Here is a 25,410-nt window from a genome sequence, read left to right as displayed (position 1 = left end):
GGCGATGAAAATCGCCTTATTATTTTATCCGTGTAGAATCATTTTTACTATTTGATTGTCACAGCAAAAGCATATTCGTCAGGAGGCAGACATTGTGACGCATCACAGGCTTGCCATTCTACTGTACCTTTTACAGTCGCTGTTCCTTTATTCAATGCTACTTTTTGTTGAAAGATGACCTCATTTGTAAAGTAGCCAACATCCATTTTGAATACTTCTTCATGCTTTACTTTTGGCTTTGGCTCTGCAGTTTTGCCAACTACCGCATAATCTGCTCCCTTAGCAAAACTGAAGGAGGTTGGAATTGGTCCGCCATCTTTTACATTTTGTGAATAAATGTGCCAGCCGTTCTGAATAGTAGCTTTTACATAGACCATAGCCTCTTTGTTGTTTAATTTTTTACTAGCTACAGTCCACTTAACGGGTTTGTGAATTTGAGCGAAAGCTCCAGTAACTGCAAAAATCACTGCAGTTATTAACATTACTAATTTTTTCATTTTCCTATACAATTATTGCAGTTGTTATATTCCTTTGATTGTTAATGTTTATAAAGGTTTAATTGTTCTGCAAGACAAATTTAAAATAAAGGTTTGACAATTTTGAAATGGCCTATCTTTTTTTTGTAAAGATTAAGTGATAAGGTGCGTGATTTCTTTAATATCAAATTTTTGTGTATTGCTGTCGAAAGATACCTGTAGTTTACCATCGATCTCCACTCCCTGTATGATGCCTGTCTTTTTTACCCCAGAAACAAGGAACTGTTTTTCTTGCCCTTTCCAAAATAAGAAGTCGTTATAACGGTCTAATTGAGTTTGATAACCTTGCGTATACAGATGAAGATATTCCTGTTGGATTTGATTGAATAACTCTATTGCAAGTGTTTTAATGATATAGTCCTGCTTGCCCGTTATGCATGCAAGCGAAGTCATTGTAGTCGCATCGCCAAAATTTAATTGGTTAATATTTAGGCCAATTCCGATGATTGAAGCGTCTATTTTACTACCTTTCAATTTATTTTCAATAAGAATGCCCGCAATTTTCTTTGTGCCAATGTAAATATCATTTGGCCATTTTACATGAACAGGTTGATTTGTTTTGTTTCTTAGCCATTTAACAATAGCTATAGCAATTGTTGCAGACAGTGCAAATTGCTGTTCTATCGATATAAAATGGGGTTTTAAAAGAATGGATGTGGTTAGATTCTTTCCTGCTTCACTGGTCCATGTACTTCCTCTTTGTCCTTTCCCCTGAAATTGATCTTCTGCTAAAATGGCAGTACCTTCTGCTAGTGGCTTGAAATTTGACAATAATTCTCTTAGGTAATCGTTTGTAGAGGCGACTTTGTCAAGATATATTGTATTTTGACCAATGATAAGTCCCGAAATATTGTTATTTTGCAAACTGAAAGTATTAAATAAATATTAAGTCAAAACTATCATATTTTTTAATGAGTAAAAATAAAAGTTCAGAATTGTCCCAACGTCTATCAGAAATTATCGTTCACGGTATGCAGGAGAAGAAGGCAAATGAAATTGTTCGTCTGGATTTAAGAGATCTTCACAGTTCTGTTTCTGATTATTTTGTAATTTGTCATGCTGATTCCAACATTCAGGTCAATGCGATCGCGAAGAGTGTGGAAGAGGAAGTCTATAAAGTTTTTGGCCAAGAACCCCAGTATAAAGAAGGACAAGCAAATGGAGAATGGTTGATTTTAGATTTTGTGGATGTGGTTGTGCATATCTTTAAGGCCGAAAAAAGAGCACACTATGGTATTGAGGAGTTATGGGGAGATGCGCAAGTTCAGCATTTCCAAAGTGCTTAGTACAGCCCCGATAAAATAATTTATAAAGAAAATATAATTACGATATAATGAAAAAAATCCCGAGTAGTAAGGTAAGCCCAAAACCGCCAAAATTTAATTTTGTGTGGCTTATGATTGCCATGTTTTTAGGTTTTTTTGCCTTACAATACGTTTTTGGAGAAAGCCCGGCTAAGGAGATTAGCTATAGTGATTTTGAAACACGAATGTTGAATACTGGTGCTGTGGAGCGCCTGGTTGCCTATAAGAAGAATGATCTTGTTGAGGTCGAAGTATATCTTAAAAAAGGTTGGAAGGACAATCCCAATTTTAAAGATGTAACCAAAAATAACGACCCTATTCCAAGTCTGTCAGGACAGGAGAATGCAGGACCACAATATATTTTTAAGGATGCTTCTCCTGATGTGCTGGAGAAGAAATTAGCCGCTTCACAAGCTGAACTGGCCCAAGGTACTCCGAAAGTGCAATTGACATACGACGACCGTTCTAATCCATGGGCGAGTTGGTTTGTTACATTTATGCTACCATTGTTAGTTCTGGCAGCAATCTGGATATTCTTAATGCGCCGTATGGGCGGTGGAGCCGGTGGTGGCGGTGGTGCCATCTTTAATATTGGAAAATCCAAGGCCCAGCTATTTGACAAAGAATCACAGATCAATATTACGTTCAATGATGTTGCAGGTCTGGAGGAAGCAAAACAAGAGGTGATGGAGATCGTGGATTTCTTGAAGAACCCGCGTAAATATACCAATCTTGGTGGTAAGATCCCTAAGGGAGCGCTTCTTGTAGGGCCTCCTGGAACTGGTAAAACCTTGCTAGCAAAGGCGGTAGCTGGTGAAGCGCAGGTGCCATTTTTCTCCTTATCTGGATCGGACTTTGTTGAAATGTTTGTTGGTGTCGGCGCATCTCGGGTACGAGACTTATTTAAGCAGGCCAAAGAAAAAGCCCCTTGTATTATCTTCATTGATGAGATTGATGCTATTGGTCGTGCACGTGGTAAAAACTCCATGATGGGGGGAAATGATGAACGAGAAAATACACTCAATCAATTACTGGTTGAAATGGATGGTTTTGGTACGGATTCAGGAGTCATTATTTTGGCTGCAACGAATCGAATTGATGTATTAGATACAGCTTTATTGCGTCCAGGACGTTTTGACCGTCAGATCTCTATCGATAAGCCAGATTTAATTGGCAGAGAACAAATCTTTAAAGTACACTTAAAGCCTTTGAAATTATCGGCTGAGGTAGATGCTAAAAAACTTTCTGCACAAACCCCGGGTTTTGCAGGAGCTGAGATCGCCAATGTCTGTAACGAAGCTGCGCTGATTGCGGCGCGTAAAAATAAGCCTGAAATAGATATGCAGGATTTTCAGGACGCGGTAGATCGTGTGATCGGTGGTCTTGAGAAAAAGAATAAGATTATATCACCAGAAGAAAAACGTATTGTTGCTTATCATGAAGCTGGTCACGCTATTGCTGGTTGGTTTTTGGAACATGCAGATCCTTTGGTGAAAGTGTCTATTGTCCCTCGTGGAGTGGCAGCTTTAGGTTATGCTCAGTACTTACCCCGCGAGCAGTTCTTATATACCACAGAACAATTGATCGACAGCTTATGCATGACTATGGGCGGACGTGTTGCCGAAGATATTACTTTTGGAAGAATCTCTACAGGTGCTCAAAACGACCTGGAGCGTATTACACAACTCTCTTATGCAATGATTGCGATCTATGGTATGAACGATAAAGTCGGCAATGTATCTTTTCGGGATAGCTCGGAAGCTTCTTTTCAGAAGCCATATTCTGACAAAACGGCAGAGCTTATCGATGCTGAAGTCCGTAACCTGATTAATGATGTCTATGCCCGTACAAAGCAACTCTTGTTGGATAAACGTGACGGCTTGATTAAAATTGCTGAGAAACTCCTGGAAAAAGAGATTCTTTTCCAATCTGATTTAGAAGAAATACTTGGAAAACGTCCTTTTGAGACGAAGACCACATATGATGAGTTTGTCAATGGAGCTGAAGGTGGTGGCGTGCCACAAACAGATCTTCCATTAGATGTTCATCCTGAGGAAGCGAGTTCAAGGGATGAGCAGCGGTTGGACAATTCGTCAAATAATTTAAATTAAATTCAGCTTTTGCCGCGCTAGTTAAGCCTAGCGCGGCATTTATATTGTTATTGCATCATGAATGTGAAGAACGCCACTGCGAAGGAGGTAATGTTAAAACGGATACGTCAGGCATTACTGCAAAAAAATGATAATCCGCATCCTAATTTCAAAGAAACACCACTCTATAAAACAGAAGAGGAATTAGTGGATATTGTCTTTGTCCGTGAGCTAACAGCAGCAGGAGGTAAGTTTCTTTATTGCGATGGTGAAATCGGTTTGATTGAACATCTGATTACATTGACAGAGGTTAACAATATTAAGAACATTTATGCTTGGGAACAGGGGATCCAGAATTTATTAAGTCCCTATGGTTTTCCGTTCATTAAAACGGAAAAGGACTTTGAGGGAGCAAATGCAAGTATTACCTCCTGTGAAGCATTAATTGCACGTAATGGTAGTATCATGGTAAGCAATGCGAATGCTTCCGGACGCCGATTGAGTATCTATCCTCCTATTCATATTGTCGTTGCTAAAGCTTCTCAACTCGTCTGGGACCTGAAAGATGCTCTTGTGTATATGCAAAAACGTTACGGTCAGGAAATCCCTACTATGATTTCAACAATTACTGGGCCATCAAGGACAGCAGATATTGAAAAAAGACTCGTATTGGGGGCACATGGACCAAAAGAACTTTATGTTTTACTTTTAGAAGACCGCTTCTAGTTATTATGCTATTAACTTATTTACAACAAACACCTGTTGCTAGTGTTATTTTCTTTTTCACACTTGTTACAAGTGTTTATACCTTTTCTAATGAGCAGCTTTATGGCAAATTGATGTTGCATCCCTATAGTATTTCCAGAAAGCAAAAACTCTATACCATATTGACAAGTGGCTTTGTGCATAAAGATTGGGGACATTTGCTGTTCAATATGATTACGTTTTACTATTTCGCCTTCGGCTTGGAGCAAATGTTGGCACAAGCGAGCCCATATGGACACCTGTTGTTTGCTGTTATTTATTTAGGAAGTTTGGTTTTAAGTGACATTCCGACAATTGTTCAACAGAAAAATAATCCCGGATATTATAGTCTAGGTGCTTCCGGAGCAATTTGCGCAGTACTGTTCAGTTATATTCTTTTTAACCCCAAAATGACGATTGGGGTCATGATGATAATACCTATGCCCGCATATTTATTTGCGTTTTTATTCTTAGGTTACTGTATTTGGGCTTCGAAGAAGGGACAGGATGGAATTAATCACGATGCCCATTTCTTTGGTGCATTATCTGGTTTGATTTTGACAATTATATGCTTCCCCTGGGTTATAAAGCATTGCTTGGCGCAATTTTAAAATTTGCCACCCCAAGTTTCCCGATCTAAATTTCTATACTGGATTGCTTCAGCAAGATGGTGATTTTCGATTATTGTGCTACCTTCCATATCTGCAATAGTCCTGGCGACTTTTAATATTCTGTCATAAGCTCTAGCAGATAGGCTTAGACGGTCCAAGGCCGTTTTAAGTAATTTTATACCTGAATTATCAATATGGCAGATATCTCTGGTTAGTTTAGTACTCATTTGAGCATTACAATGGATTTCAGGATAATGTTCGAACCGTTGTTTCTGGATCATTCTGGTTTGGATGACACGATTACGGACTGAGTCACTATTTTCTGCTGAACGCGATGAGCTCAATGCATCGAATTGGACAGGTGTAACCTCTACATGTAAATCGATTCGATCTAAAAGGGGCCCTGATATTTTACTTAAATAACGTTGGACGGTTGTTGTACTACATATACATTCCTTCTCCGGATGATTAAAATATCCGCAAGGGCATGGATTCATGGCCGCGATCAGCATGAAACTTGCCGGGTAATCGATGCTTAGCTTTGCTCTTGAGATCGTGATGCTGCGGGATTCCAAAGGTTGACGCATAACTTCTAAAACACTTCGTTTAAATTCTGGCAGCTCATCCAGGAATAATACACCGTGATGGGCAAGGGATATTTCTCCCGGCTGTGGACTGCTTCCTCCGCCTACCATGGCAACATCAGAAATTGTATGGTGGGGAGCACGAAAAGGACGTGTGGTAAGCAGTGTATCTTTGGCTTTAAGATTCCCAGAGACAGAATGAATCTTTGTTGTTTCAAGGGATTCATCCATATTTAGTGGAGGTAAAATAGTGGGTAATCTTTTTGCCAGCATTGTCTTTCCTGCACCCGGAGGACCTATTAAAATAACATTGTGTCCCCCAGCTGCTGCAATTTCCAGGGCCCTTTTAATATTTTCCTGTCCGTGAACATCTGAAAAATCAACTTCATATTTGTTGACTCCAGTTTGAAAGACTGACTGAATATCAATTTTAGTTGGATCAATTTTTTTTGAATTATTGAGAAATTGAACTACTTCTGTCAGGTTTGTTACTGCAATGGCCTCAATTTCTGTAACGATGGCGGCTTCTGAGGCATTTTCCTGTGGGAGTATAATGCCTTTGAACCCTTCTTTTCTCGCTTGTAACGCAATAGGCAAAATACCGCGAATGGGTTTTATGCTTCCATCTAAAGATAGTTCACCTAGGATTAAATACTGCTCCAATAATTCATTCCTCAATTGGCCAGAGGAAGCGAGGATCCCGACAGCAATAGATAGATCGTAGCTAGATCCTTCTTTTCTGATGTCCGCAGGTGCCAAGTTGACTACAATTTTTTGCCTGGGCATGTGAAGTTGACAGGAAGTAATGGCACTTTCGACACGGCGCAGGCTTTCTTTGACAGCATTGTCAGGGAGCCCAACGATATAGTAATGGAGTCCTGTAGAAACAATGACTTCTACAGTAATGGTGCTTGCTTCAATTCCATGGACTGCACTGCAATAAGTTTTATTTAACATAATTTTATAATAGGTTGATTTAAAGATACTAAATAAAAAAATAGCTTGGAGCGAGAATGGACAATTCACCGGAACCGATAGAAAACTGCAGGAAAATGATTATATTGTAATGTCCGGTTTTTGGTAAATAATGGATAAAATACGGTGTTTGGCAAACGATTTGCTCTATAAATTGTATTATTATCGAAGACTAGATTCATCGTGTAATAGAATTAGAACTTTAAAACGAAAAAGAAATGAATGACACAAGTAAAGTAGCTTTGGCGTTGTTAGCGGGTCTTGCTGCAGGTGCAGCTTTGGGAGTTTTGTTTGCTCCAGACAAAGGGTCAGATACAAGAGATAAAATCAATGATTCATTAAGCGATTTGAGTGATGCTATTCGTGAGAGAGCAGAAGAACAATTCGATCAATTAAATGATTTTAAGGAAAAAATTGTTTCCACTTTGAAGGGTAAATTGAACCAAGCTGAAGAAATAGTAGATGATGATATCATCGAACATGCATAGGTTGCAAGTTGTCCGCAAGGATGATTTGTGGATATATATAAAATAGTAGGCTATTTCAAAAGATCACACAGTATGCTTTGGTAAATATCCGGGTCTGTTAAAAAGACTTTTGAAATAGCCTAAATAAATTAAGATGATGCATGGAAGAAGAAAAATTTTCACTTAGTGGTACTTTTCAAAAGACCAAAGAGTATGTCGATTCCCAATTTAAGCTTGTTAAGCTAAAAACAATTGAACGCTCTTCGCGTTTGATTGCGAGCTTGGTGGTTGATGCTACCAAATTAATATTCACGCTATTCGTCCTCTTTTTCCTATGTTTGGCCCTCGGGTTTTGGTTAGGTGAATTATTGGGCAGCAACTCGCTTGGTTTTTTGGCAACTGCAGGTATTTTTTTGGTCATTATTGTACTGATTCGGGTTTTTGAGCCGGCATTAGAGTCAAAATTTATGGATCTTTCCATTCGTCGTTTTTTGGCTAAATGGAATGATGAGATTGAGGAGGAAGAAGAAGAGCTGAGACAAAAGGAAAAATTTGATAACGAAGGGACGATCAATGAATAACAAGCAGACGAAAATACGCAATTTACAGGAGCTTAAAGCAGAAATCGCTCGGTTGAAAGAGCTCAAAAATGAGCAAGAAGCTTATCTTAAGACGCAGTTTACTTTGTTTAATCATAAAATCGAAGCTCCGGTTCGTTTCTTTAATGCTTTAAAAGATAATATACCCGGAGTCAACCTCATTCAGCAGTTGTTCGCGAAAAGTAATAATCAAGATGCAGACTGGCTAACCAAAACATTACGTATAGGAGTTCCCTTTGTGATGAATAAACTATTCTTGAAAAAGTCAGGCGTGTTAAAGAAAGCACTGATGTTGTTGCTATCAGAACGTGCTGTTGGACAGATTAATCAAGATAAAATCAGTGCACTGCTGAGTAAACTTACTCATTTTATTCGGCCTAAAAAGAAGAAAAAGAAAGCTTCAGAAATTGATGGTCAGCCGATCGTGAAGGAAGATGTGAATGAATATGGGATCCCTTCATACAGTGAGACATATTAGTAGACAAGGCTTTTAGCCGGCTTTTGACTCTTTCTTCAGAAAGTCTTCATAAGCCAATTTGACCCCTTCCTTGAGATTGATTTTATGTTTCCAACCCAAAGCATGAAGTTTGGATACATCCATTAATTTTCTCGGTGTTCCATCAGGTTTTGTTGTATCAAAAGAAATTGCACCCTCAAATCCTACAATTTCTTTGATGAGGATAGCCAGATCTTTTATGCTGAGATCTTCGCCAATACCAATATTGACAAACTGCTTCTCGTTATAATTATTCATCAAAAAAACACACGCATCTGCCAGGTCATCCGAGAAAAGAAACTCTCTTAAAGGTGTGCCAGTTCCCCAAATCACCACTTCATCAAGATGATTTACTTTTGCTTCATGGAATCTTCTGATCAAGGCTGGTAAAACGTGTGAATTCTGTGGGTGATAGTTATCATTGATTCCATAGAGATTGGTCGGCATTACCGAAATATAATTACATCCATATTGATCCCGAAAAGCTTCTGTCATTTTAATGCCTGCAATTTTAGCGATGGCATAAGGCTCGTTTGTAGGCTCTAAAGTTCCGGTCAATAACATGTTTTCATTCAGTGGTTGAGGCGCCATTTTAGGATAAATACAGCTTGAGCCTAGAAACATCAACTTTTTAACGTCATTGTCATAAGATGATTTAATGACGTTATTCTGTATAGCCATATTTTCATAAATGAAATCAGCACGATAAGTGTTATTGGCCATAATTCCGCCTACTTTGGCTGCAGCTAAAAAAACATAGGCAGGTTTTTCCTGGTCAAAGAAATCAGCTACCGCCTGTTGGTTACGTAAATCTAGCTCCTGAGATGTCCGGGTGATGATATCGCTGTAACCAAGTTCTGTCAATTTGCGATGTATTGCTGATCCGACCATTCCTCGATGGCCTGCCACATATATTTTAGCGTCTTTTTCCACGATAAGTTATTGAGTCCTGCAAACTTAGATAAATTGCTTTTTATATGCAATATAATTTACCCATATAAAAAAGCAAATTGTCGATCTGCTCTCTACCATCAAGATTTATTTTTTTTAGAGGGAATATAAGATTATTTTTGCGGGATATTTAATTAAAAAATGGGAAAGGATAAACTACGTAAATTTGCCGAGGTAGCGACTTTTGAGAACGTGATCCAGCTTGATGCAGGCAAGGAATATAAAGGAAAATGGGCCGAAAAACAATTTGGAAATACTAATCCTGTCATACTGGAACTAGCTTGTGGTAAAGGAGAATATACGGTTAATTTGGCCAAATTATTTCCAGAAAAAAATTTCATTGGTATTGACTTTAAAGGAAACCGTATTTGGAGAGGAGCAAAGACAGCATTGGAAGAGGGGATTAAGAATGTTGCCTTTTTACGGATACAGATAGAAACTATTCTCGAACATTTCGCAGAAAATGAGATTGATGAGATCTGGATTACTTTTCCGGATCCGCAACCACAGGATAGTAGAGAAAAGAAAAGGTTGACTGGGCCAAAGTTTCTGGACCGCTACCAGGTTATTATGAAACCGGCGGGGATGATGAATCTTAAGACAGATAATGACGGCTTCTATGCGTATACATTGGAGCAAATAGATGACCTGAAACTTAAGAAATATAAAGAAACTACGGATCTATATCAGTCGGATCTTGTTGACCATGTTTTGTCTATCAAAACCTATTATGAAAAGAAATATCTAGCAGACGATAAGAATATCAATTATGTGAAATGGAGTTTTGAAAAAGCATAACCAAATTGATTTTTTCAAAAGTCTATAATAAAAAAGGTTCAAATGAAAGTTTGAACCTTTTTTATTATAGACTTTTTTAATGTTTTCTACAACTTATTCTGAATAAGAGTTTTGTGTTTTGTTTCTTTAATGTTGGGTGATGTTTTAAATTATTTCGATTTATTTCGTTTTTTAGAAAATATTGATTATTTTCGATATTGAATTTAAAGAAATAACCAAAAAAAGTTTTATATAGACCTAATGCGTGAAGTTCCTGTCAAAAAGGAGTACAATGCATTTTTACATGATATAATCGAAGTCATTTCGTAAAGGAAAGATAAATCGAAACAATTGTTAACACAAAGAAAACATTAAGTTAAAATAAACTTTTTGTTAAGAATATACTTTTGTCCCATAATTGAAAATTAACAATTACACCAATATCTATGTTTAGTATTAACCCTATTCAGATGAATCTAAGGCACTCCACCTCAAAAGTGCTATTTGCAGCGCTGCTAATTGCTTGCAATATAGATTTAGCTATGGCTGCTGTTCCTTTGGAACATAGTTATGATGCTGGTCATTATTTTAATCAGGGGAAGATTAAGATCAAAGGAAAAGTTGTAGACAGCAAGACAAAGGAACCATTAAGTTCAGTATCTATCCTTTCTGGTGGAGTAGCGAAAGGTACAACGGACCGTTCTGGTCATTTTGAGCTAGAGGTTGAAGCAGGAGCTTCAATACGGTTTCAGCTGATTGGATATGAAGCCCAGACAAAAAGTTTTACTACCGGACAATCAGATGTACAGGTTATGTTGAATGTTACATCTGAGGCATTGAGCGAAGTTGTAGTGACAGCCTTGGGTATACAACGTGAAGAAAAAGCGCTGGGTTATTCCATTAGTACTGTAAAAGGTGAAGAGTTAACAAACGCTATTTCGAACAACTGGACCGATGCGTTAACCGGAAAAGTTGCTGGTTTAAACTTAGTAAAATCAGGAGCAGGACCATTAGGGTCAAATAAAGTTATCCTGCGTGGCGAAACGTCGATGACCGGTTCTAATGATGCGTTGATTGTTGTGGATGGTATTATCATGGGAGGGGGAACAGAGATGACTGGGACAGGAAATTCTAATTATTTGGATGGAGATTCACCAGTCGACTTTGGGTCTTCATTGGCTGATATCAATCCTGAAGATATTGAGTCTGTCTCTGTCCTGAAGGGGCCTGGTGCTGCCGCATTATACGGGTATAGAGGTGCCCGTGGCGCAGTGATCATTACCACCAAAAAAGGAAAGGGAATACAGAATAGAATAGGAGTGACTGTTAATTCGAATACCGCTATCGGAACCATTAATAGATGGCCCGATTATCAGTATGAATATGGACAGGGCGCAGTGGGGCAAGATTTATATTATTCCTATGGGCAGTCGGAGGATGGAGCTAGCACTTTTAGTACCTCTTCTGCTTGGGGACCAAAATTTGATGGTCAGTATTTCTATCAATACGATCCTGCTTATTATAGACAGACACCTGCGGAACGAACGCTTTGGCGACCCTATGAAAATAATCGAAAGGACTTGTTTCAAACAGAACTGACCTCAACAAATTCCATTAGTGCTTCGGGCTCGACAGAAAAGACAACAGCACGTTTTTCGTATACCAATGTAACCAATAAGTGGATTATTCCCAATATGGGATATAACCGTCATACTATTGCGTTACAGTTTAGTAATAAAATTACGGATAAATTAACTTTGTCAACAAAGCTCAATTTTAATAATAGGGGGTCTGATAACCTGCCTAATAGTGGATACAATAATCAGAGTTATATGTATTTCGTTCGTGGTATTGTTCCGAACGTCAATGCAGACTGGCTAAATCAGAATTGGCTTCCTGGTAAGGAGGGGATCGAACAGATGACACCTTTTTCTAATCTATTGGACAACCCAAAGACGATCTCATATGATATGGTCAATGCACAAAATAAAAATAATCTTATCGGCAATGTACAAGTGGATTATAAGTTTAATAAAGAACTTAGCTTGATGCTCCGTACAGGAATCGATATGAGCTATGATAAACGGAAGCAATCTCGACCATTTGATACATATAAATATGCGTATGGCTACTATCGGGAGCAATCAATTTATGCAGAAGAGCGTAATTCTGATTTCCTCTTACAGTACAATAATCAGCGTTCTCAAGATCACCGTTTTGGTGTTTCAGCAGGAGGGGCATTGATGAACAAAAAGTATATTAAGGACGATGCAGTTGCAAATAGTTTAATTTATCCAAATCAATATAACTTTGCAAATGCACGGGAAAGAGTGCTTTATCGGCCTTATAGAAAAGAAATAGCTATACATAGTATTTATGGTTTGGCCAATTATAGTTATAAAGAAAAGTATTTTATTGACTTTACTGGACGTGTGGACTGGGCAAGTACATTAGCTTCTCCTGTTACAGGTAAGGTTCCTTTCTTTTTTTACCCATCAGTTAACTCAAGCTTGATCTTAAGTCAGATTTTTGAATTGCCAAAGTCAATCAATTATTGGAAATTGCGCGCATCTGTGGCAGGTGTCGGTGGTGGAGGCCAAGAGCCTTATGGAAATTCATATGTTTATGAAAGTGCGATAGGTTTTAATGGTGGACTGGCTAACCCGACGATGGTCCCAGATGAAAACCTACAACCTGAGCGTACGACATCCTATGAACTAGGGACAGATTTTCGGATGTTTAAGGACCGGATAAGGTTGGATCTTACCGTTTATAGTACGACAACAGACAAGCAGCTAATTAAAACGCCCGTAGATCCATCCAGCGGATATAGAACCAAGTATACCAATGCAGGTGAAGCTAGAACTAGGGGTATTGAAGTAGCTTTATCAGGGGATATTATAAAGAGTAAGGATAAATTGAATTGGAATATGTATGGAAACTTCACCAATTATGACTCCAAAGTGATTTCTATACCTGCTGCTTTAGAAGGACAACTCGCGCTTTCTACCTTGTTCGGTAGTCGAGGGACAATCTTAGCCATACCAGGAGCTAGATTTGGTGATATTTATGGCTGGGGTTATCTGCGGAATGATGAAGGTAAAATTATCTATGAAAATGGGCTGCCTGTACTTGGATCTGAAAATATATATATAGGAAATCCTAACCCGACTACAAAATTTGGCTGGGGAAACGAATTCAAGTATAAAGGCTTTCGATTTAACTTCTTGTTTGATGGCCAATTCGGAGGGGTAGGTTACTCATTAACGCATGCGGTACTGATGGAAGAAGGTAAATTGAAGAAAACTCTTCCTGGACGATATACAGGCATTATTGGCGATGGTGTTGTGCAAAACCTTGATGGAAGCTTTAGTAAAAATACAGTGGTTGCAATGGCAGGAGATTATTATGCCAAACATTTTAATCGTGATAACATTGAGGCTAATACCTTTTCAACAGATTTTATCAAACTTAGAGAAGTTAGATTAGATTTTTCATTACCGAAATCTTTTTTAAGTCGTTATAAGATTGAAAAGGCATCTATCGGTTTGTATGGTCGAGATCTTTTTGTTTTTACTAAATGGCCTGCCTTTGATCCAGAATTTGCTTCTTTAAATTCCAGTGGAATTGAAAAGGGTGCTGAAATTGCTCAGTTTCCCTCGACGCGAACAATGGGTGTGAATCTATCATTTTCATTTTAATTATTGTCGATATGAAAAAACATATTCGTATAGCAAGTTTATTGATGGTAGGAAGTCTTGTATTTCAGGGCTGTACCAAAGACTTTGTTGAAAAGAATACCAATCCCAATGCAATTTCTGCTGCAGCACCACAAAGCTTAATAGCGCCGGCTTTGGTCAGTGTATTAGGAACTAACCTTTCACGTAATTTGCGAATCAATAATGAGTTAATGCAGGTCACCGTTACGGTAAATGATGGCTTGGAAATACAACGTTATGAGATCAGACCTTCTGAATCTGAGTCGACTTGGTCAAACTGGTATGTACAGCTTACCAATATTCGTGATATCTATCAAAAAGCACAGGTAGCGCAACAATATGGTTATCAAACATATATGGGTATTTCCCTTGTCTTGGACGCTTGGGTAAGCTCCTTATTGACTGACATGTATGGTGATGTCCCCTACTTTGATAGTAATAAGGGGTTTTCTGAGGCCAACCTTACGCCTAAATTTGATCTGCAGGCAGATATTTATAAAGATGTTTTTAGAAAACTTGAGGAGGCCAATAGCTTGTTGAAAGAGAATGTTGCTGTAGAATCTGCAAATACTGCGATGGATCCTATTTATAACTCTGATCCTGCTAAATGGAGGAAGTTCGGAAACTCATTGTATCTAAGATTATTATTGCGAGTAGCACATAAAACCGAAAGTAATGCTGTTGCTAAGATCAAGGAAATATTGGAGACTAATGTGGACGAATATCCAATTATGGAAAGCAATGCTGAGACGGCGGCATTATATTATACAAATGTTCAACCTTATATGAATCCTAATTTCAATGCAAGGGACATTGATTTCAATGGTAATAGAGGATATTCAGAGTTTCTCATTAACAATTTGTTGGAATTAAAAGACCCTCGTCTGAAGATTTGGGCCACCGAAGAAACACTCGGCGTTTATGGAGGAATGCAATCTGGATATAAACGGGGAAATGTACCTGACCGTCAGTCGACGCTCCAAGTTGCATTAAAATCAGATTCTCGTATGGGAAATATCATGAATTATGCTGAGCTACAGTTTATAATAGCTGAATGTGCACTTCGAGGATATATCAATTTGGACGCTTCTGAAGCTTATACAAAAGGTGTTAACGCTGCAATGGAATTTTGGGGTACAACAGCAACAGAGACCTATCTGACGAATTCAAAAATAGCTCTTTCTGCTATGGATTCTGATATTCAAAATTTGAAAAAAGTACATCTGCAAAAGTACTTTGCGATGATGTTTACCGATTTTCAACAATGGTATGAATATCGTAGAACACAATTGTTGGATTTGTACAAAGGACCTGGTTTGTTAAATAAAGGTAAGATGCCGGTCCGTCTAAACTATCCGATAATTGTGCAATCGTTAAATAAAGAGAACTATCAAGATGCTGTCAATCGTATGGGAGGAGATGGAGTAAATGAAAAAATGTGGTGGCAACCTGAAATCAACTAATCAATGAAAAAGTTAAAGTTAGTAATGTGGGCTGTGTTGGCAATGTCAACGCTCCTAATGGGCTGTAAAGAAGATATCAATGAAGCTATCGGAGAGTTAAATCCAGAAATATCATTATACACACTTCGTAGCCTCTATAAAGATGCAGATTTGCAACTCAATGAATCTAACGCACTCGGAGCCAAATATATTAGAGCTCTTGTCGTTTCTAAAGCAGAAAATAAAAACCTGCCAGAAAATACTATTGCTGTCCAAAATATTTGGCGGAATCAGCGGAGAGGAGTACTGGTTGAAGTTGCCGATGCTTCTAAATTCAAATTTGGTGATTCGGTCCAGATCAATATCGATGGGACCAAGTTGATGAGGAAAGAAGGAATATTGCTGCTTTCAACGGTCGACAACCAACAAGTTTCAGTCTATTCTTCAAACAATAGCGTAAGTCCGTTAGCAGTTTCTGTTGAAAACCTCAAGTCAAGATTTGATGAATTTGAGTCTACATATATTGATGTCACCGCTGATGTTGAACCTGAACCCGAGACCGGAGCAGTTCTTAAAGGGGATAAGATTCTAATTGATGGAGATAAAAATGAGATAACCTTGCATACCGAGTACAATGCGACATTTGCAACCAAGCCGATTGCTCCAAGTGCATCATTTAGAGGAATTGCATTTAGACAGGACGATAAATTGCAAATCCGAATGCAGGACTACTCCGACATGGCTTATGCAAGTGGTAAACTATATGCTGGATGGCCGGAGACTTTTGATGCCGTAGACGCGAGTGTGAAAGGAAGTTATGATATGAAAGATAAAAATGATGTAGTTTTCCCAACAGGACAATGGAAACTTTATCAAGCGATACTAGGTACTACTGCTGGACGTGATCGTATTGTATCAGGTAAAAATGCGATACGCATGCAACAGAATTTAAGTGTGGACGGTCATGTACAAATGAACTTTGATGTGCCAAATGGAGCTTCAAAAGTGACGCTTTGGTATGGCTCTTATTATACGGATCGGTCATGCACGTTTAAGCTGGAATATTCTACTGATCAAGGAGCGACTTGGTTACAAACAGGAGAGCCTATTACAGATGCACACCCAACCTCTGAGAGTTTAAATGCGAAGCAAGCTGTATTTTTAATGAATGTTCAAGGAGCTGTCCGTTTCAGGATTACCAAGCTTGGATTGGGGACCAGCAACAATGTCATTAATAATGGAAGGCTCGGCCTGGATGATATTGCGATCTATAAGAGTTATTAGATTGAACGATTGATGATGTAATCGCCCTGTGTAGTTAACACTCCACAGGGCGTTGTGTTGTTCGTATATATTTTCTAAACTCTTCAGAAAAAATTGTTATCTTCATTATAACTATAAACGAAGACTTATGAACTTAACAGACTTAGTTACAGGCGGAGTTGGCTCTAAAGCAATAGAAGCCATTTCTAAGATGACCGGTGTCAGTGAATCCAAGGCAAAATGGATTGTGGCAGCAGCAGTACCCTTAATGATTGCGGCATTGAATTACAATGCAAAAAACAAAGGTCAAGCAGAAAACATCGACAAAGCGATCGATCAACATAGTGGTGGCGGTATCTTCGATAAGATAGGTGATTTATTTGGTCAGGGTGGATCTGATGACGGAAACAAGATTGTCAACCATATGTTTGGGCAAAATACAGAGGTGGTGACACAGAATATTGCCGATAAAGCTGGTATCAGTCCAGCGCAGGTAACTGGTGTTTTGGCAACATTAGCACCTATTGTCATGAGTTATCTAGGACAACAAAAACAGGCGTCCAGCGGTGGTGGTATTGGTGACCTGATCGGATCTGTTTTAGGTGGCGGCGGACAGCAGAGTGCCGGCGGCGGTATGCTAGGGGGGATCCTTGGTTCATTTTTGGGTGGCGGACAGGAAGAACCTGCACAAGAAACACAACAGGCTTCCACAGGTGCTAGTATGACCGATATGTTGGGCGGCTTGGCTGGTAGCTTTTTTGACAAAAGTAACGATGGCCAATCCAAAGGAAATATCCTGGACTCCATAGCGGGAATGTTTGCTAAGTAAAGCAATCTTAAAACATAAAAAAGTCGGTAATTTGATCAGTTACCGACTTTTTTTATGTTTTATTGAATTAATCTTCGACCTTCACTTTAGGCGGAAAATTCTTATGTTTTCTTTTGCTGATTTTGTCTACATTAACAGGTTGAGGAACTTTAACATAGTATCCTGTTCCATCATATTCCCGTTTATTCGGACTTTCTTTGCAGGCAACAGAACAACAGCCTTCCATTTCCCATCCGCATTCGTCACACTGCGTGAAATGCTCATTACATACCGGATTGGCGCAGTTGATCATCTTGGTCGTCTGTTTACCACAATTGAAACAGGTTGATACCACAGATGGGTTGACCGAGTTAACATCTACTGTGACACGGTTGTCAAAGACATAACATTGGCCTTCGAAATCTTCGCCCCCGGCTTCTTTGCCATATTTAATAATTCCACCATGCAATTGATACACATCCTCAAAACCTTCTTTTAATAAAAGTGCAGATGCTTTTTCACATTTGATGCCACCAGTACAGTAGGTTAATATTTTCTTTCCTTTATATTGTTCCAGCTCTTTGATTTTGTCTGGAAACTCGCGAAAATTATCAATATCCAATGTGACCGCATTTTTGAACCGGCCAACATTGTGCTCATAATTTGAGCGTACATCCAGTACAACCACATCTTCTTGATCTTTCATCGCTAAGAAGTCTTTAGGCTCCAGGTGAATGCCCGTTTGAAGGTTCGGATCGATCTGTTTTGGATCTCTTAAACCGGAATGGACGATTTCTGGTTTGTAACGGCAATGCATCTTAATAAAGGAAGGTTCGTCTACAGCATCTATTTTGAATTCTGTTTTATTAAAACGGCCATCAGCATAGATGGCATCCATATATTGTTTGCAACTGTCTATAGTACCAGAAACAGTACCATTAAGACCTTCATCTGCAACAATGATACGGCCGACTAGGCCAATTGATTTACAAAATTCAAGATGATCTACCGCAAATTGTTCTGCGTTTTCGATAGGGCTGTAGCAGTAGTACAGCAAAGTTTGATATTGTGCCATATTATTCATTGATACCGCTGCAAACGGCGTTTAATGCAAAAATAAATTTCACTGCAAAGCTACAAAAAATAATAAGTGCTAGGAAATGACCTTCGTCACCTTTTCTTCAAAGGTTCCAAGAGATATTCCAGACCATTGAGTTTAATCTCATAAAGCGTCGCCAGCTGTTGCCCAAGTTTTCCTTTCGGAAATCCCTTTTGATGGTACCATACAAGGTAAGGCTCCGGAAGATTGCATAAGGTGTAACCTTGGTATTTGCCAAATGGCATCTTGACTGTAACAAGTTCAGTTAGGATTTCAGGATTTAGCATTAGTCTTGCGGTTTTCCATAATTAATTCGGTACCATATCGCTTTCAAAGCAATGATTCCATGATTAAATAAATTCGGAATGCTCCCGTAGTAGTTTTTGAAAATCTCGAAGCGTTCTTTCAATGATTCTTTATGTTTCTGTTTGGACATTCCTCCAACCAGATAACGCGCTACATATTGATGTGAATTAACTGAATTTTTTGCTTTTTTTGCGCAGCGGATTACCCAGTCAATATCAGCACATAATTTGTAATTAAGATCATAAGGTTCCGCAATGTCGCGCTTTATATAGATGGCCTGGTGGCAGATGTTCATTCCATAACGGAAGCTTTTCCAGTCAAAATGAGCCGGAACCTTATGTCTTCGTTCACCGATAATTTCCCTTTTGTCATCGACCAAGATTGTTTCGCCATATAAAATATCGGCATCATTACTCAGCTTAGCCAGGTTTTCAATGCTGTTAAGGTCATATATCTCATCGCCAGAGTTCAGGAAAAGGATGTAATCGCCTGTTGCTAAGGATAGTCCCTTGTTCATGGCGTCGTAAATACCCTTATCTTTTTCGGAAAGCAGTATGTCGATTTTATCCTTGTACTTTTGGATAACATCCAATGTGCCATCTGTTGATTCACCATCGATAATGATGTATTCAATATGATCATAAGTCTGATTGACGACAGATTTTATCGTATATTCAATATCCCGCACATTATTGTAAACGACAGTAATAATCGAAAATTTAGGATGAGGAGACATAGCTATTTTTTGAATTCGTTAATTTTCTTTTTCAGGAATCGGATCCCCCGATTAAGTAAAGATCCCTTTCGATGTGCATAAAAATATTTAATAGCTTGATATCCCTGTTTGTTTTCCGTGATTTCCGTAGGAAAATAACTTACAGGGCGATCCGCTAGACAAACTTGATAGGTTGACTCTGCCGCCGTATGCGTACCCGAACCATCGTTGCCAATATTTTGTGTCATAGAATTCCTTGGATACAAAACTAGTCCATTTTTTTTGAATACCGAAGCATACCATCGGATAGCCCAGGAATTGATTTTACCCGCTTTAAATTCCTGCACTTGTTTCCAAAAATTTTCCTTTCCTTCTATACTGAATTGATGGACCTGCTCTTCAGTGAAACCTGCAATAAGTTCATCCATATTGGGATTAAAATATTGCCAAGCTCGATCCCAGGTCGCCCAACCCCAACTATTGGCTACCCGAAAAAAAAATGTTTCGGGTAGACTATCCAGATTTTTTAAAGGATATCCATATCCACTGATCTGCATCACTCGCTGTTCGTCTTTATAATGATCGAGTGCTTTATTAAAATAATCAAGTGCAAAGAAGGAGGTTTCCAGATCATCTTCCAAAACAATAATTTTCCCATGCTGGTTGACTATCGTTGTCACACCATCGATTACATTTGCGGCCAACCCCCAATTTTTATCCCGTTCCACAATTTCAATTTTCTTGAAATTCCAAGGTTTCCTGATGATTTTCCGAACTTCCGTAACAGCCGATAAAGATTTTTCGTTTTTGCAAGCATCAGAATAAATGTACAGTGTTGTTTGGTCTGCATATTTGTTTTTTTCCAAAGCAGCAAGTGTCCTCATCGTGTGTTCCGGACGGTTGTATACAAAGAGTAAAACTGGAGCAAGGCTGTTCATGTATCAAAAAATTTTAGTGAATGCTTTGGCATTGGTTTGACGTGTTTTGCGCGCTTCAGAAGTTTTGCCCAGCAGTCTAAAAGCAATGTTCATATAGCTTTTTGCCTCAAAAAACCGGCCTTTGGACAGCGAAGAGATCATTTTCTTCAAACTTGCCAGTATGGCCATTGAAAAAGCTTTCGTAAAGCTGTAATTGATATTGCAATATTCAGTCAGATGATAGACAAATTCACTTTTTAGGAATGCCTTTAGATCCGTTTGACGCTGTTGTCGATCGTGGTAAGCTTTTGCATCTTCAGCTAATACAATCTTTAATTTATAAAAACCGATGCGGTTAGCATAATCTTTATCTTCTCCATAATGAAAAAAGATAGGTGAAAAACCGCCGACTTTTTTGATGACATCCCTGGGTATCAGCCAGAAAGCTGCATTAACAAATGCCGCTGTTCGATACGAGTTATCTGTTTTCGTATGTTTTGTATATACCGAAAATCCATGGTCAAGTTTTTTCTCCGTGCCATCGTAATGAATGGGAGAGATAATTCCGACCTGTTTGCTATTTATCTTGATCATGTTCGCAATACAATCCCGGTCTAGCCAGGCATCCTGGTTGATCAGAAATGCATAATCGTATTCTTCTGTTAGTGCTATATTTAGTCCAAGATTATTTGCTTTTCCAAAGCCTAGGTTTTCATTACATTCTATCAATCTGACAGTAGGATAATTTTCCTTTACAATGCGGGTGGTGTGATCATTGGAATGATTATCGATGATTAAGATATCAGTTGGATAACTAGAATCCAGCAGGCTCGTTAAGCACTTGTGAATCCAGGGCTCAAAATTATATGAAACGATAATAGACAGGATCTTGACCATTTATTTTTTTCGGATAACTTTGATGAAATAATTGATGAGTTCCAACAAAATACTCGGTTTAAAGATTCTGTTGATAATAATATACGTAAAAACAGCAAATATAATCGTGCTGCCAAACCTAAGGTAAAGATTGCTGATCGATAGGGTCGTGTAATGTGCGACCAGGCAGCTGGCTCCTGCTAATAACGCATATGAAAAGACATCCTCAAAGAGATAACGGAATGAGTAGTTCATGTAAGGCTTAGCAGACCTATACCAAATAAATATCCACAAGGCATTTAATCCCGAGGTCAGTGCAATTAATATTTCGAGACCAAGGGATTTGCCAAAGACTAAAATAGCAATTTGAAGCAGGCCAAAAACAATAATATTGCGCATATAAATCTGGGACTTGCCTTTGCTGATAATCAAGTTGGAAAATACATTGCTGACAGAATCAAAGGCTGCACCAATGCAAAAGATCTGAAGAAAGATCGCGCTTTGCGCCCATTTTTCGGTGATGGCTATAGTAATGAAGTCCTGTGCGACTGTTGTTAAGCCAAATAACATTGGAAATGCCAAAAAGGCCGTAAAAGAAATTAATTTGCGAAATACCCGGATCTGCCTGTCCCTGTCATCTTCTATTTCACGTAGGATGGGCTGAGTCACATTGTTGACCATATTGGTCAGGACATTTTGTGCCATGATGCTCCATCTGTTGGGGTTCACGGTATATCCCAATTCCTCAGCCGAATAATGCCGTCCAAGAACCGCAGCATATATATTCTTATTGATATTAATAAATATATTAGTTACCAAAATTTTGCTACTAAAGCCGAGAATGTCCCGGATAGGTTTGAAGTCAAAGGCAAAATTGGGCCTGAATTTGGAGAAATACCAAAAACCAAGCATATTAAAGCCACTATAAGACACGATCTGTATGGCATAGGCCCAATAAGAAAAATCCTTGTATGCCAAGTAAACGCCTAAGGCATTGGATGCAACAAGAGCAAAAGTTCCCGTAATCACTCTTTCTCTGATTTTTAAATTCCGAAACAGATAGGCGTTGTGGGCAATGCCAAAGCTTCCAAGCCAAAACGAAAGAAAGGTAAATCGGCTTAGATCAATGAGCACGGGCTGATTGTAATATAGGGCAATCAGGGGAGCGGCCAAGAATAAGGCGATATAAAGGAATGTACCGATTCCGACGCTTGTCCAAAATACGGCATTATAGTCTTTATGTTGGACCTCCTTTTTATTGACAATGCCGTAAACAAATCCACTTTCCTGAAATGCAGAAGCAAGAACGGAGAATATGGTAATCATGGCAACTAAACCGTAATCTTCCGCTGTTAGTTTACGATTTAGGAGGATGCCAAAGCCAAAGCTCAAGAACTGCTGGACGATACTGGCCATTCCCCCCCATAATAGTCCTTTTGTGGTTTTTGATTTTAAAGAGTCATTTTCCTGATGAGATGACATGCTAAATTAAATGAGCGGCAATATTAAAGTATTGCAATTGTATTCGCAAATTCTTTTAAGGAAACATCTGTTGGATTGATATCCGTAATCAGATAAGAAATATCACGTAGTGGAACCACCTTCATCTTTTGAACTGAGTTTAACTTTTCTGCTATACTAAGAATGGCAACTTTTTTAGAACATTTGATCATTGCACGCTTGATCTGTACAACTTCCCAGTCAGAATCTGTAACACCATCTTCTACAGAAAGAGAGTTCGTACCCAGCAGACATAAATCGACTTTCAGATCTGCCAGTTCATTTGCCACTTGTGCTCCCGATACAATATTGGTGTTGCGGGACAATTTTCCGCCGACCAAAATAACTTCAAGATTAGGCTTCTCCGCTAATTCCAAAGCAACCAAGGGACTGATTGTAAAAAATGTACATTGCAGATGATCGGGGATTGTTCTGGCAAGTTCGATTAGTGTCGTTCCGCCTCCGACCAGCACCGTCATACCATTGGAGATCAATGAACTTGCCTTCTTGGCAATCTCTTTCTTGGCTTCCTTAGCGTAAACATTGCCATCTTGAAAAGGAAATTGAAAAGATTTTGAAAGCGCTCCACCATATACTTTTAGAACCTTGCCGTTTTCCGCAAGCTCATTCAAGTCTCGTCGAATGGTATCTTCAGATACATTAAGCTGAACGCTGAGATCCGAAGATAAAACTTTATTATGTAGATTAATCTGATGTATGATAAATGCTTGTCTTTCTTCCTTTAACATTGTATTTGGGTTTTAATCGGAATTTAAAAATTAACTAAAAAAATCAGCCTAAATGTAATGAAAATTATTCTTCCTTTTTATCAATTTTTGTCACCCCAGCTTTGAACCGTGGTTTGAAACCAGTGGGTTTGCTCGCAGGGGTTTCCAGAGCTGGTTTTTCTTTGTTTTCAGTGGTGTTTTCCGGACCGTCGTTTACGGTACTTTCCACTGGCTTTTCCTGTTTCGCTGTTTCGGCATTATCGGTCTTTGTCACCCCAGCTTTGAACCGTGGTTTGAAACCAGTGGGTTTGCTCGCAGGGGTTTCCAGAGCTGGTTTTTCTTTGTTTTCAGTGGTGTTTTCCGGACCGTCGTTTACGGTACTTTCCACTGGCTTTTCCTGTTTCGCTGTTTCGGCATTATCGGTCTTTGTCACCCCAGCTTTGAACCGTGGTTTGAAACCAGTGGGTTTGCTCGTAGGGGTTTCCAGAGCTGGTTTTTCTTTGTTTTCAGTGGTGTTTTCCGGACCGTCGTTTACGGTATTTTCCTCTGGCTTTTCCTGTTTCGCTGTTTCGGCATTATCCGTCTTTGTCACAGCAGCTTTGAATCTTGGTTTGAATCCGGCAGGTTTTGACGGTTCTGTAGCAGCCTGTTGAGGCAACTCTGGTTTCCGTGTTGCATTTTCAGATGTTCCCGAGACTTTAAACCGAGGTTTGAAACCCGTTGCTTTTATTGTTGGACTTGCTGTTTTGACTGAAGCAGGAGCCGTATCCTGTTTATCCGGAGTCTTGGTGACGATAGGTTCTTCTTCTACTAAGTGAAAGTTTTTTCGAAGCTTATTGAACCAAAACTTTTTGCTATGATCAAAGCTTTTCTCCCCCATAGCAGAATAGTGAGCCTTGAACTCTTCAAATAGAGGTTCATCTGCAGCTTTTAAAGCTTTTAAATCAATTTTCTTTTTTGCGAAAAATTCTTCAAAAGTCATTCTGTTATGAGTTTGATATAGTCTATTACAAATGTAGTAATTTTTCTGACGGGCCTAAGGACTTGCACAAAAAACCTTAATGAATTTGTCTGTTGTTCTGCCGAAGGGGCTTATCCCTTCAGGTCAGTCTATATAATATGGGATAAAAAAAGAGCGACAAGCGCTCTCTTTTTTTATTTTTAAGGTATTTATTGCTTAGGCCATATTGTGGTATACAGCCTGAACATCATCGTCTTCCTCGATCTTATCGATCATTTTCAATACATCGGCAGCTTGTTCTTCCGTAATATCGGAATGAGATAAAGCGATACGTTCCAATTTCGCGGAGGTTACTTCAATGCCCTTTTCTTCAAGCAATTTCTGCATATTTCCGAAATCCTCAAAAGTAGTTTGAACTACAGCCACATCATTACCTTCCTCATCAGCTTCTACGTACAGTTCTTCCAGGCCACCGTCGATTAGCTCTAATTCTAATTCCTCCAGGTCCAGTTCTTCAGTAGCTGCAAAGCGAAAAATGGATTTGCGTTGGAAAATGAAATCCAAAGAACCTGTTTTTCCTAACGAACCACCGGCCTTGGTAAAATAGCTGCGAATATTTCCTACGGTACGATTTGTATTGTCTGTCGCTGTTTCAATTAAAACAGGAACTCCATGGGGTCCATATCCTTCATATACATATTCTTCATAACCTTTCGAATCTTTTTCCGATGCACGTTTAATTGCCGCTTCGATGCGGTCTTTAGGCATGTTGACAGCTTTGGCATTGTGTATTGCTGTGCGAAGTCTCGAGTTAGTTTCAGGGTGAGGGCCGCTTTCCTTAACCGCCATAGCGATTTCTTTACCTAAACGTGTAAATTGTACGGCCATTTTAGCCCAGCGTTTGAATTTCCGCTCTTTTCTGAATTCGAAAGCTCTTCCCAT

General features: G+C 38.9%; 25 protein-coding genes. 12 read left to right on the top strand and 13 right to left on the bottom strand.

The features are described 5' to 3' along the window. Window positions 1–47: 47 nt before the first annotated feature. Window positions 48–497 (bottom strand): protein-disulfide reductase DsbD N-terminal domain-containing protein, encoded by a 450-nt coding sequence (locus HX021_RS06145; protein WP_286589252.1) that lies wholly within the window; start codon window positions 495–497, stop codon window positions 48–50. 132 nt (window positions 498–629) lie between these two features. Further along, window positions 630–1,400: a biotin--[acetyl-CoA-carboxylase] ligase gene (locus tag HX021_RS06140; RefSeq protein ID WP_286589251.1), complete on the bottom strand. Its 771-nt coding sequence runs from the start codon at window positions 1,398–1,400 to the stop codon at window positions 630–632. Window positions 1,401–1,447: 47 nt separating this feature from the next. On the opposite strand from HX021_RS06140, the gene rsfS reads away from it, so the two are divergent. Genes rsfS through HX021_RS06120 form a run of 4 tightly spaced genes read left to right on the top strand, consistent with a single transcriptional unit; the run spans window position 1,448 to window position 5,285 of the window. After that, entirely contained in the window at window positions 1,448–1,822 is a 375-nt protein-coding gene (gene rsfS, locus HX021_RS06135; protein ID WP_286589250.1) for a ribosome silencing factor, read from the top strand. Window positions 1,823–1,869: 47 nt separating this feature from the next. Continuing rightward, window positions 1,870–3,951, top strand: a complete 2,082-nt coding sequence (gene ftsH / locus HX021_RS06130) for an ATP-dependent zinc metalloprotease FtsH (RefSeq protein ID WP_286589249.1) — start codon at window positions 1,870–1,872, stop codon at window positions 3,949–3,951. Window positions 3,952–4,008: 57 nt separating this feature from the next. Further along, window positions 4,009–4,656 carry a LutC/YkgG family protein gene (locus HX021_RS06125; protein WP_286589248.1) on the top strand — a complete coding sequence of 216 codons (648 nt, stop codon included), beginning with the start codon at window positions 4,009–4,011 and terminating at the stop codon, window positions 4,654–4,656. A gap of 5 nt (window positions 4,657–4,661) precedes the next feature. Beyond that, a complete protein-coding gene (locus HX021_RS06120; RefSeq protein WP_286589247.1) occupies window positions 4,662–5,285 on the top strand; it encodes a rhomboid family intramembrane serine protease in 624 nt (207 codons plus the stop codon). On the opposite strand, the gene HX021_RS06115 is transcribed toward HX021_RS06120, so the two are convergent. After that, window positions 5,282–6,826 (bottom strand): YifB family Mg chelatase-like AAA ATPase, encoded by a 1,545-nt coding sequence (locus tag HX021_RS06115; RefSeq protein ID WP_286589246.1) that lies wholly within the window; start codon window positions 6,824–6,826, stop codon window positions 5,282–5,284. The two genes, HX021_RS06120 and HX021_RS06115, sit on opposite strands and share 4 nt — an antisense overlap. A gap of 236 nt (window positions 6,827–7,062) precedes the next feature. Here HX021_RS06115 and HX021_RS06110 point away from each other — a divergent pair, with 236 nt between their 5' ends. The 3 genes from HX021_RS06110 to HX021_RS06100 all read left to right on the top strand — a co-directional run bounded on the left by HX021_RS06110 (window position 7,063) and on the right by HX021_RS06100 (window position 8,388). Then, entirely contained in the window at window positions 7,063–7,332 is a 270-nt protein-coding gene (locus HX021_RS06110) for a YtxH domain-containing protein (RefSeq protein ID WP_172396004.1), read from the top strand. A gap of 140 nt (window positions 7,333–7,472) precedes the next feature. Next, window positions 7,473–7,892 (top strand): phage holin family protein, encoded by a 420-nt coding sequence (locus HX021_RS06105; protein ID WP_286589245.1) that lies wholly within the window; start codon window positions 7,473–7,475, stop codon window positions 7,890–7,892. Beyond that, complete coding sequence (locus tag HX021_RS06100; RefSeq protein ID WP_286589244.1) at window positions 7,885–8,388, top strand: hypothetical protein; 504 nt, start codon at window positions 7,885–7,887, stop codon at window positions 8,386–8,388. The genes HX021_RS06105 and HX021_RS06100 overlap by 8 nt, the downstream gene beginning before the upstream one ends. A 12-nt stretch (window positions 8,389–8,400) precedes the next feature. On the opposite strand, the gene fcl is transcribed toward HX021_RS06100, so the two are convergent. Further along, window positions 8,401–9,339, bottom strand: a complete 939-nt coding sequence (fcl, locus tag HX021_RS06095; protein ID WP_286589242.1) for a GDP-L-fucose synthase — start codon at window positions 9,337–9,339, stop codon at window positions 8,401–8,403. A 159-nt stretch (window positions 9,340–9,498) separates the two neighbouring features. Between fcl and trmB the strand changes: the two genes are divergently transcribed. The 5 genes from trmB (at window position 9,499) to HX021_RS06070 (ending at window position 17,387) form a co-directional block, all read left to right on the top strand. Beyond that, window positions 9,499–10,155: a tRNA (guanosine(46)-N7)-methyltransferase TrmB gene (gene trmB / locus HX021_RS06090; RefSeq protein ID WP_286589240.1), complete on the top strand. Its 657-nt coding sequence runs from the start codon at window positions 9,499–9,501 to the stop codon at window positions 10,153–10,155. A 449-nt stretch (window positions 10,156–10,604) separates the two neighbouring features. Then, a complete protein-coding gene (locus tag HX021_RS06085) occupies window positions 10,605–13,835 on the top strand; it encodes a SusC/RagA family TonB-linked outer membrane protein (protein ID WP_286589239.1) in 3,231 nt (1,076 codons plus the stop codon). Window positions 13,836–13,846: 11 nt separating this feature from the next. After that, a complete protein-coding gene (locus tag HX021_RS06080; RefSeq protein ID WP_286589236.1) occupies window positions 13,847–15,316 on the top strand; it encodes a SusD/RagB family nutrient-binding outer membrane lipoprotein in 1,470 nt (489 codons plus the stop codon). A 3-nt stretch (window positions 15,317–15,319) separates the two neighbouring features. Continuing rightward, window positions 15,320–16,579: a DUF5689 domain-containing protein gene (locus HX021_RS06075; RefSeq protein ID WP_286589235.1), complete on the top strand. Its 1,260-nt coding sequence runs from the start codon at window positions 15,320–15,322 to the stop codon at window positions 16,577–16,579. 127 nt (window positions 16,580–16,706) lie between these two features. Beyond that, the gene (locus HX021_RS06070) at window positions 16,707–17,387 is read left to right on the top strand and encodes a DUF937 domain-containing protein (protein ID WP_286589233.1); all 681 of its coding nucleotides are present in this window, start codon (window positions 16,707–16,709) and stop codon (window positions 17,385–17,387) included. A gap of 67 nt (window positions 17,388–17,454) precedes the next feature. Here the strand turns inward: HX021_RS06070 and trhO are convergent, their stop codons facing one another. The 9 genes from trhO to HX021_RS06025 form a co-directional block, all read right to left on the bottom strand. After that, window positions 17,455–18,441: an oxygen-dependent tRNA uridine(34) hydroxylase TrhO gene (trhO, locus tag HX021_RS06065; protein WP_286589231.1), complete on the bottom strand. Its 987-nt coding sequence runs from the start codon at window positions 18,439–18,441 to the stop codon at window positions 17,455–17,457. A 95-nt stretch (window positions 18,442–18,536) separates the two neighbouring features. Continuing rightward, the gene (locus HX021_RS06060) at window positions 18,537–18,752 is read right to left on the bottom strand and encodes a DUF3820 family protein (protein ID WP_286589230.1); all 216 of its coding nucleotides are present in this window, start codon (window positions 18,750–18,752) and stop codon (window positions 18,537–18,539) included. Continuing rightward, a complete protein-coding gene (locus tag HX021_RS06055) occupies window positions 18,752–19,507 on the bottom strand; it encodes a glycosyltransferase family 2 protein (RefSeq protein WP_286589228.1) in 756 nt (251 codons plus the stop codon). Before HX021_RS06055 ends, HX021_RS06060 begins: the two co-directional genes overlap by 1 nt. 2 nt (window positions 19,508–19,509) lie before the next feature. Then, window positions 19,510–20,424, bottom strand: coding sequence for a glycosyltransferase (locus HX021_RS06050; protein WP_286589226.1), 915 nt, complete (start codon window positions 20,422–20,424; stop codon window positions 19,510–19,512). A 3-nt stretch (window positions 20,425–20,427) separates the two neighbouring features. Then, complete coding sequence (locus HX021_RS06045) at window positions 20,428–21,300, bottom strand: glycosyltransferase family 2 protein (RefSeq protein WP_286589225.1); 873 nt, start codon at window positions 21,298–21,300, stop codon at window positions 20,428–20,430. Beyond that, a complete protein-coding gene (locus tag HX021_RS06040) occupies window positions 21,301–22,761 on the bottom strand; it encodes a lipopolysaccharide biosynthesis protein (protein WP_286589223.1) in 1,461 nt (486 codons plus the stop codon). A gap of 23 nt (window positions 22,762–22,784) precedes the next feature. After that, complete coding sequence (locus tag HX021_RS06035; protein WP_120260408.1) at window positions 22,785–23,528, bottom strand: DeoR/GlpR family DNA-binding transcription regulator; 744 nt, start codon at window positions 23,526–23,528, stop codon at window positions 22,785–22,787. Between the two features lie 64 nt (window positions 23,529–23,592). Further along, a complete protein-coding gene (locus HX021_RS06030) occupies window positions 23,593–24,489 on the bottom strand; it encodes a hypothetical protein (RefSeq protein WP_286589222.1) in 897 nt (298 codons plus the stop codon). A 195-nt stretch (window positions 24,490–24,684) separates the two neighbouring features. Continuing rightward, window positions 24,685–25,410, bottom strand: coding sequence for a YebC/PmpR family DNA-binding transcriptional regulator (locus HX021_RS06025; protein ID WP_286589220.1), 726 nt, complete (start codon window positions 25,408–25,410; stop codon window positions 24,685–24,687).

The sequence above is a fragment of the Sphingobacterium sp. N143 genome, assembly GCF_030325625.1.
Taxonomy (GTDB): Bacteria; Bacteroidota; Bacteroidia; order Sphingobacteriales; family Sphingobacteriaceae; genus Sphingobacterium.
This window is presented reverse-complemented; position numbering and strand designations above follow the sequence as displayed.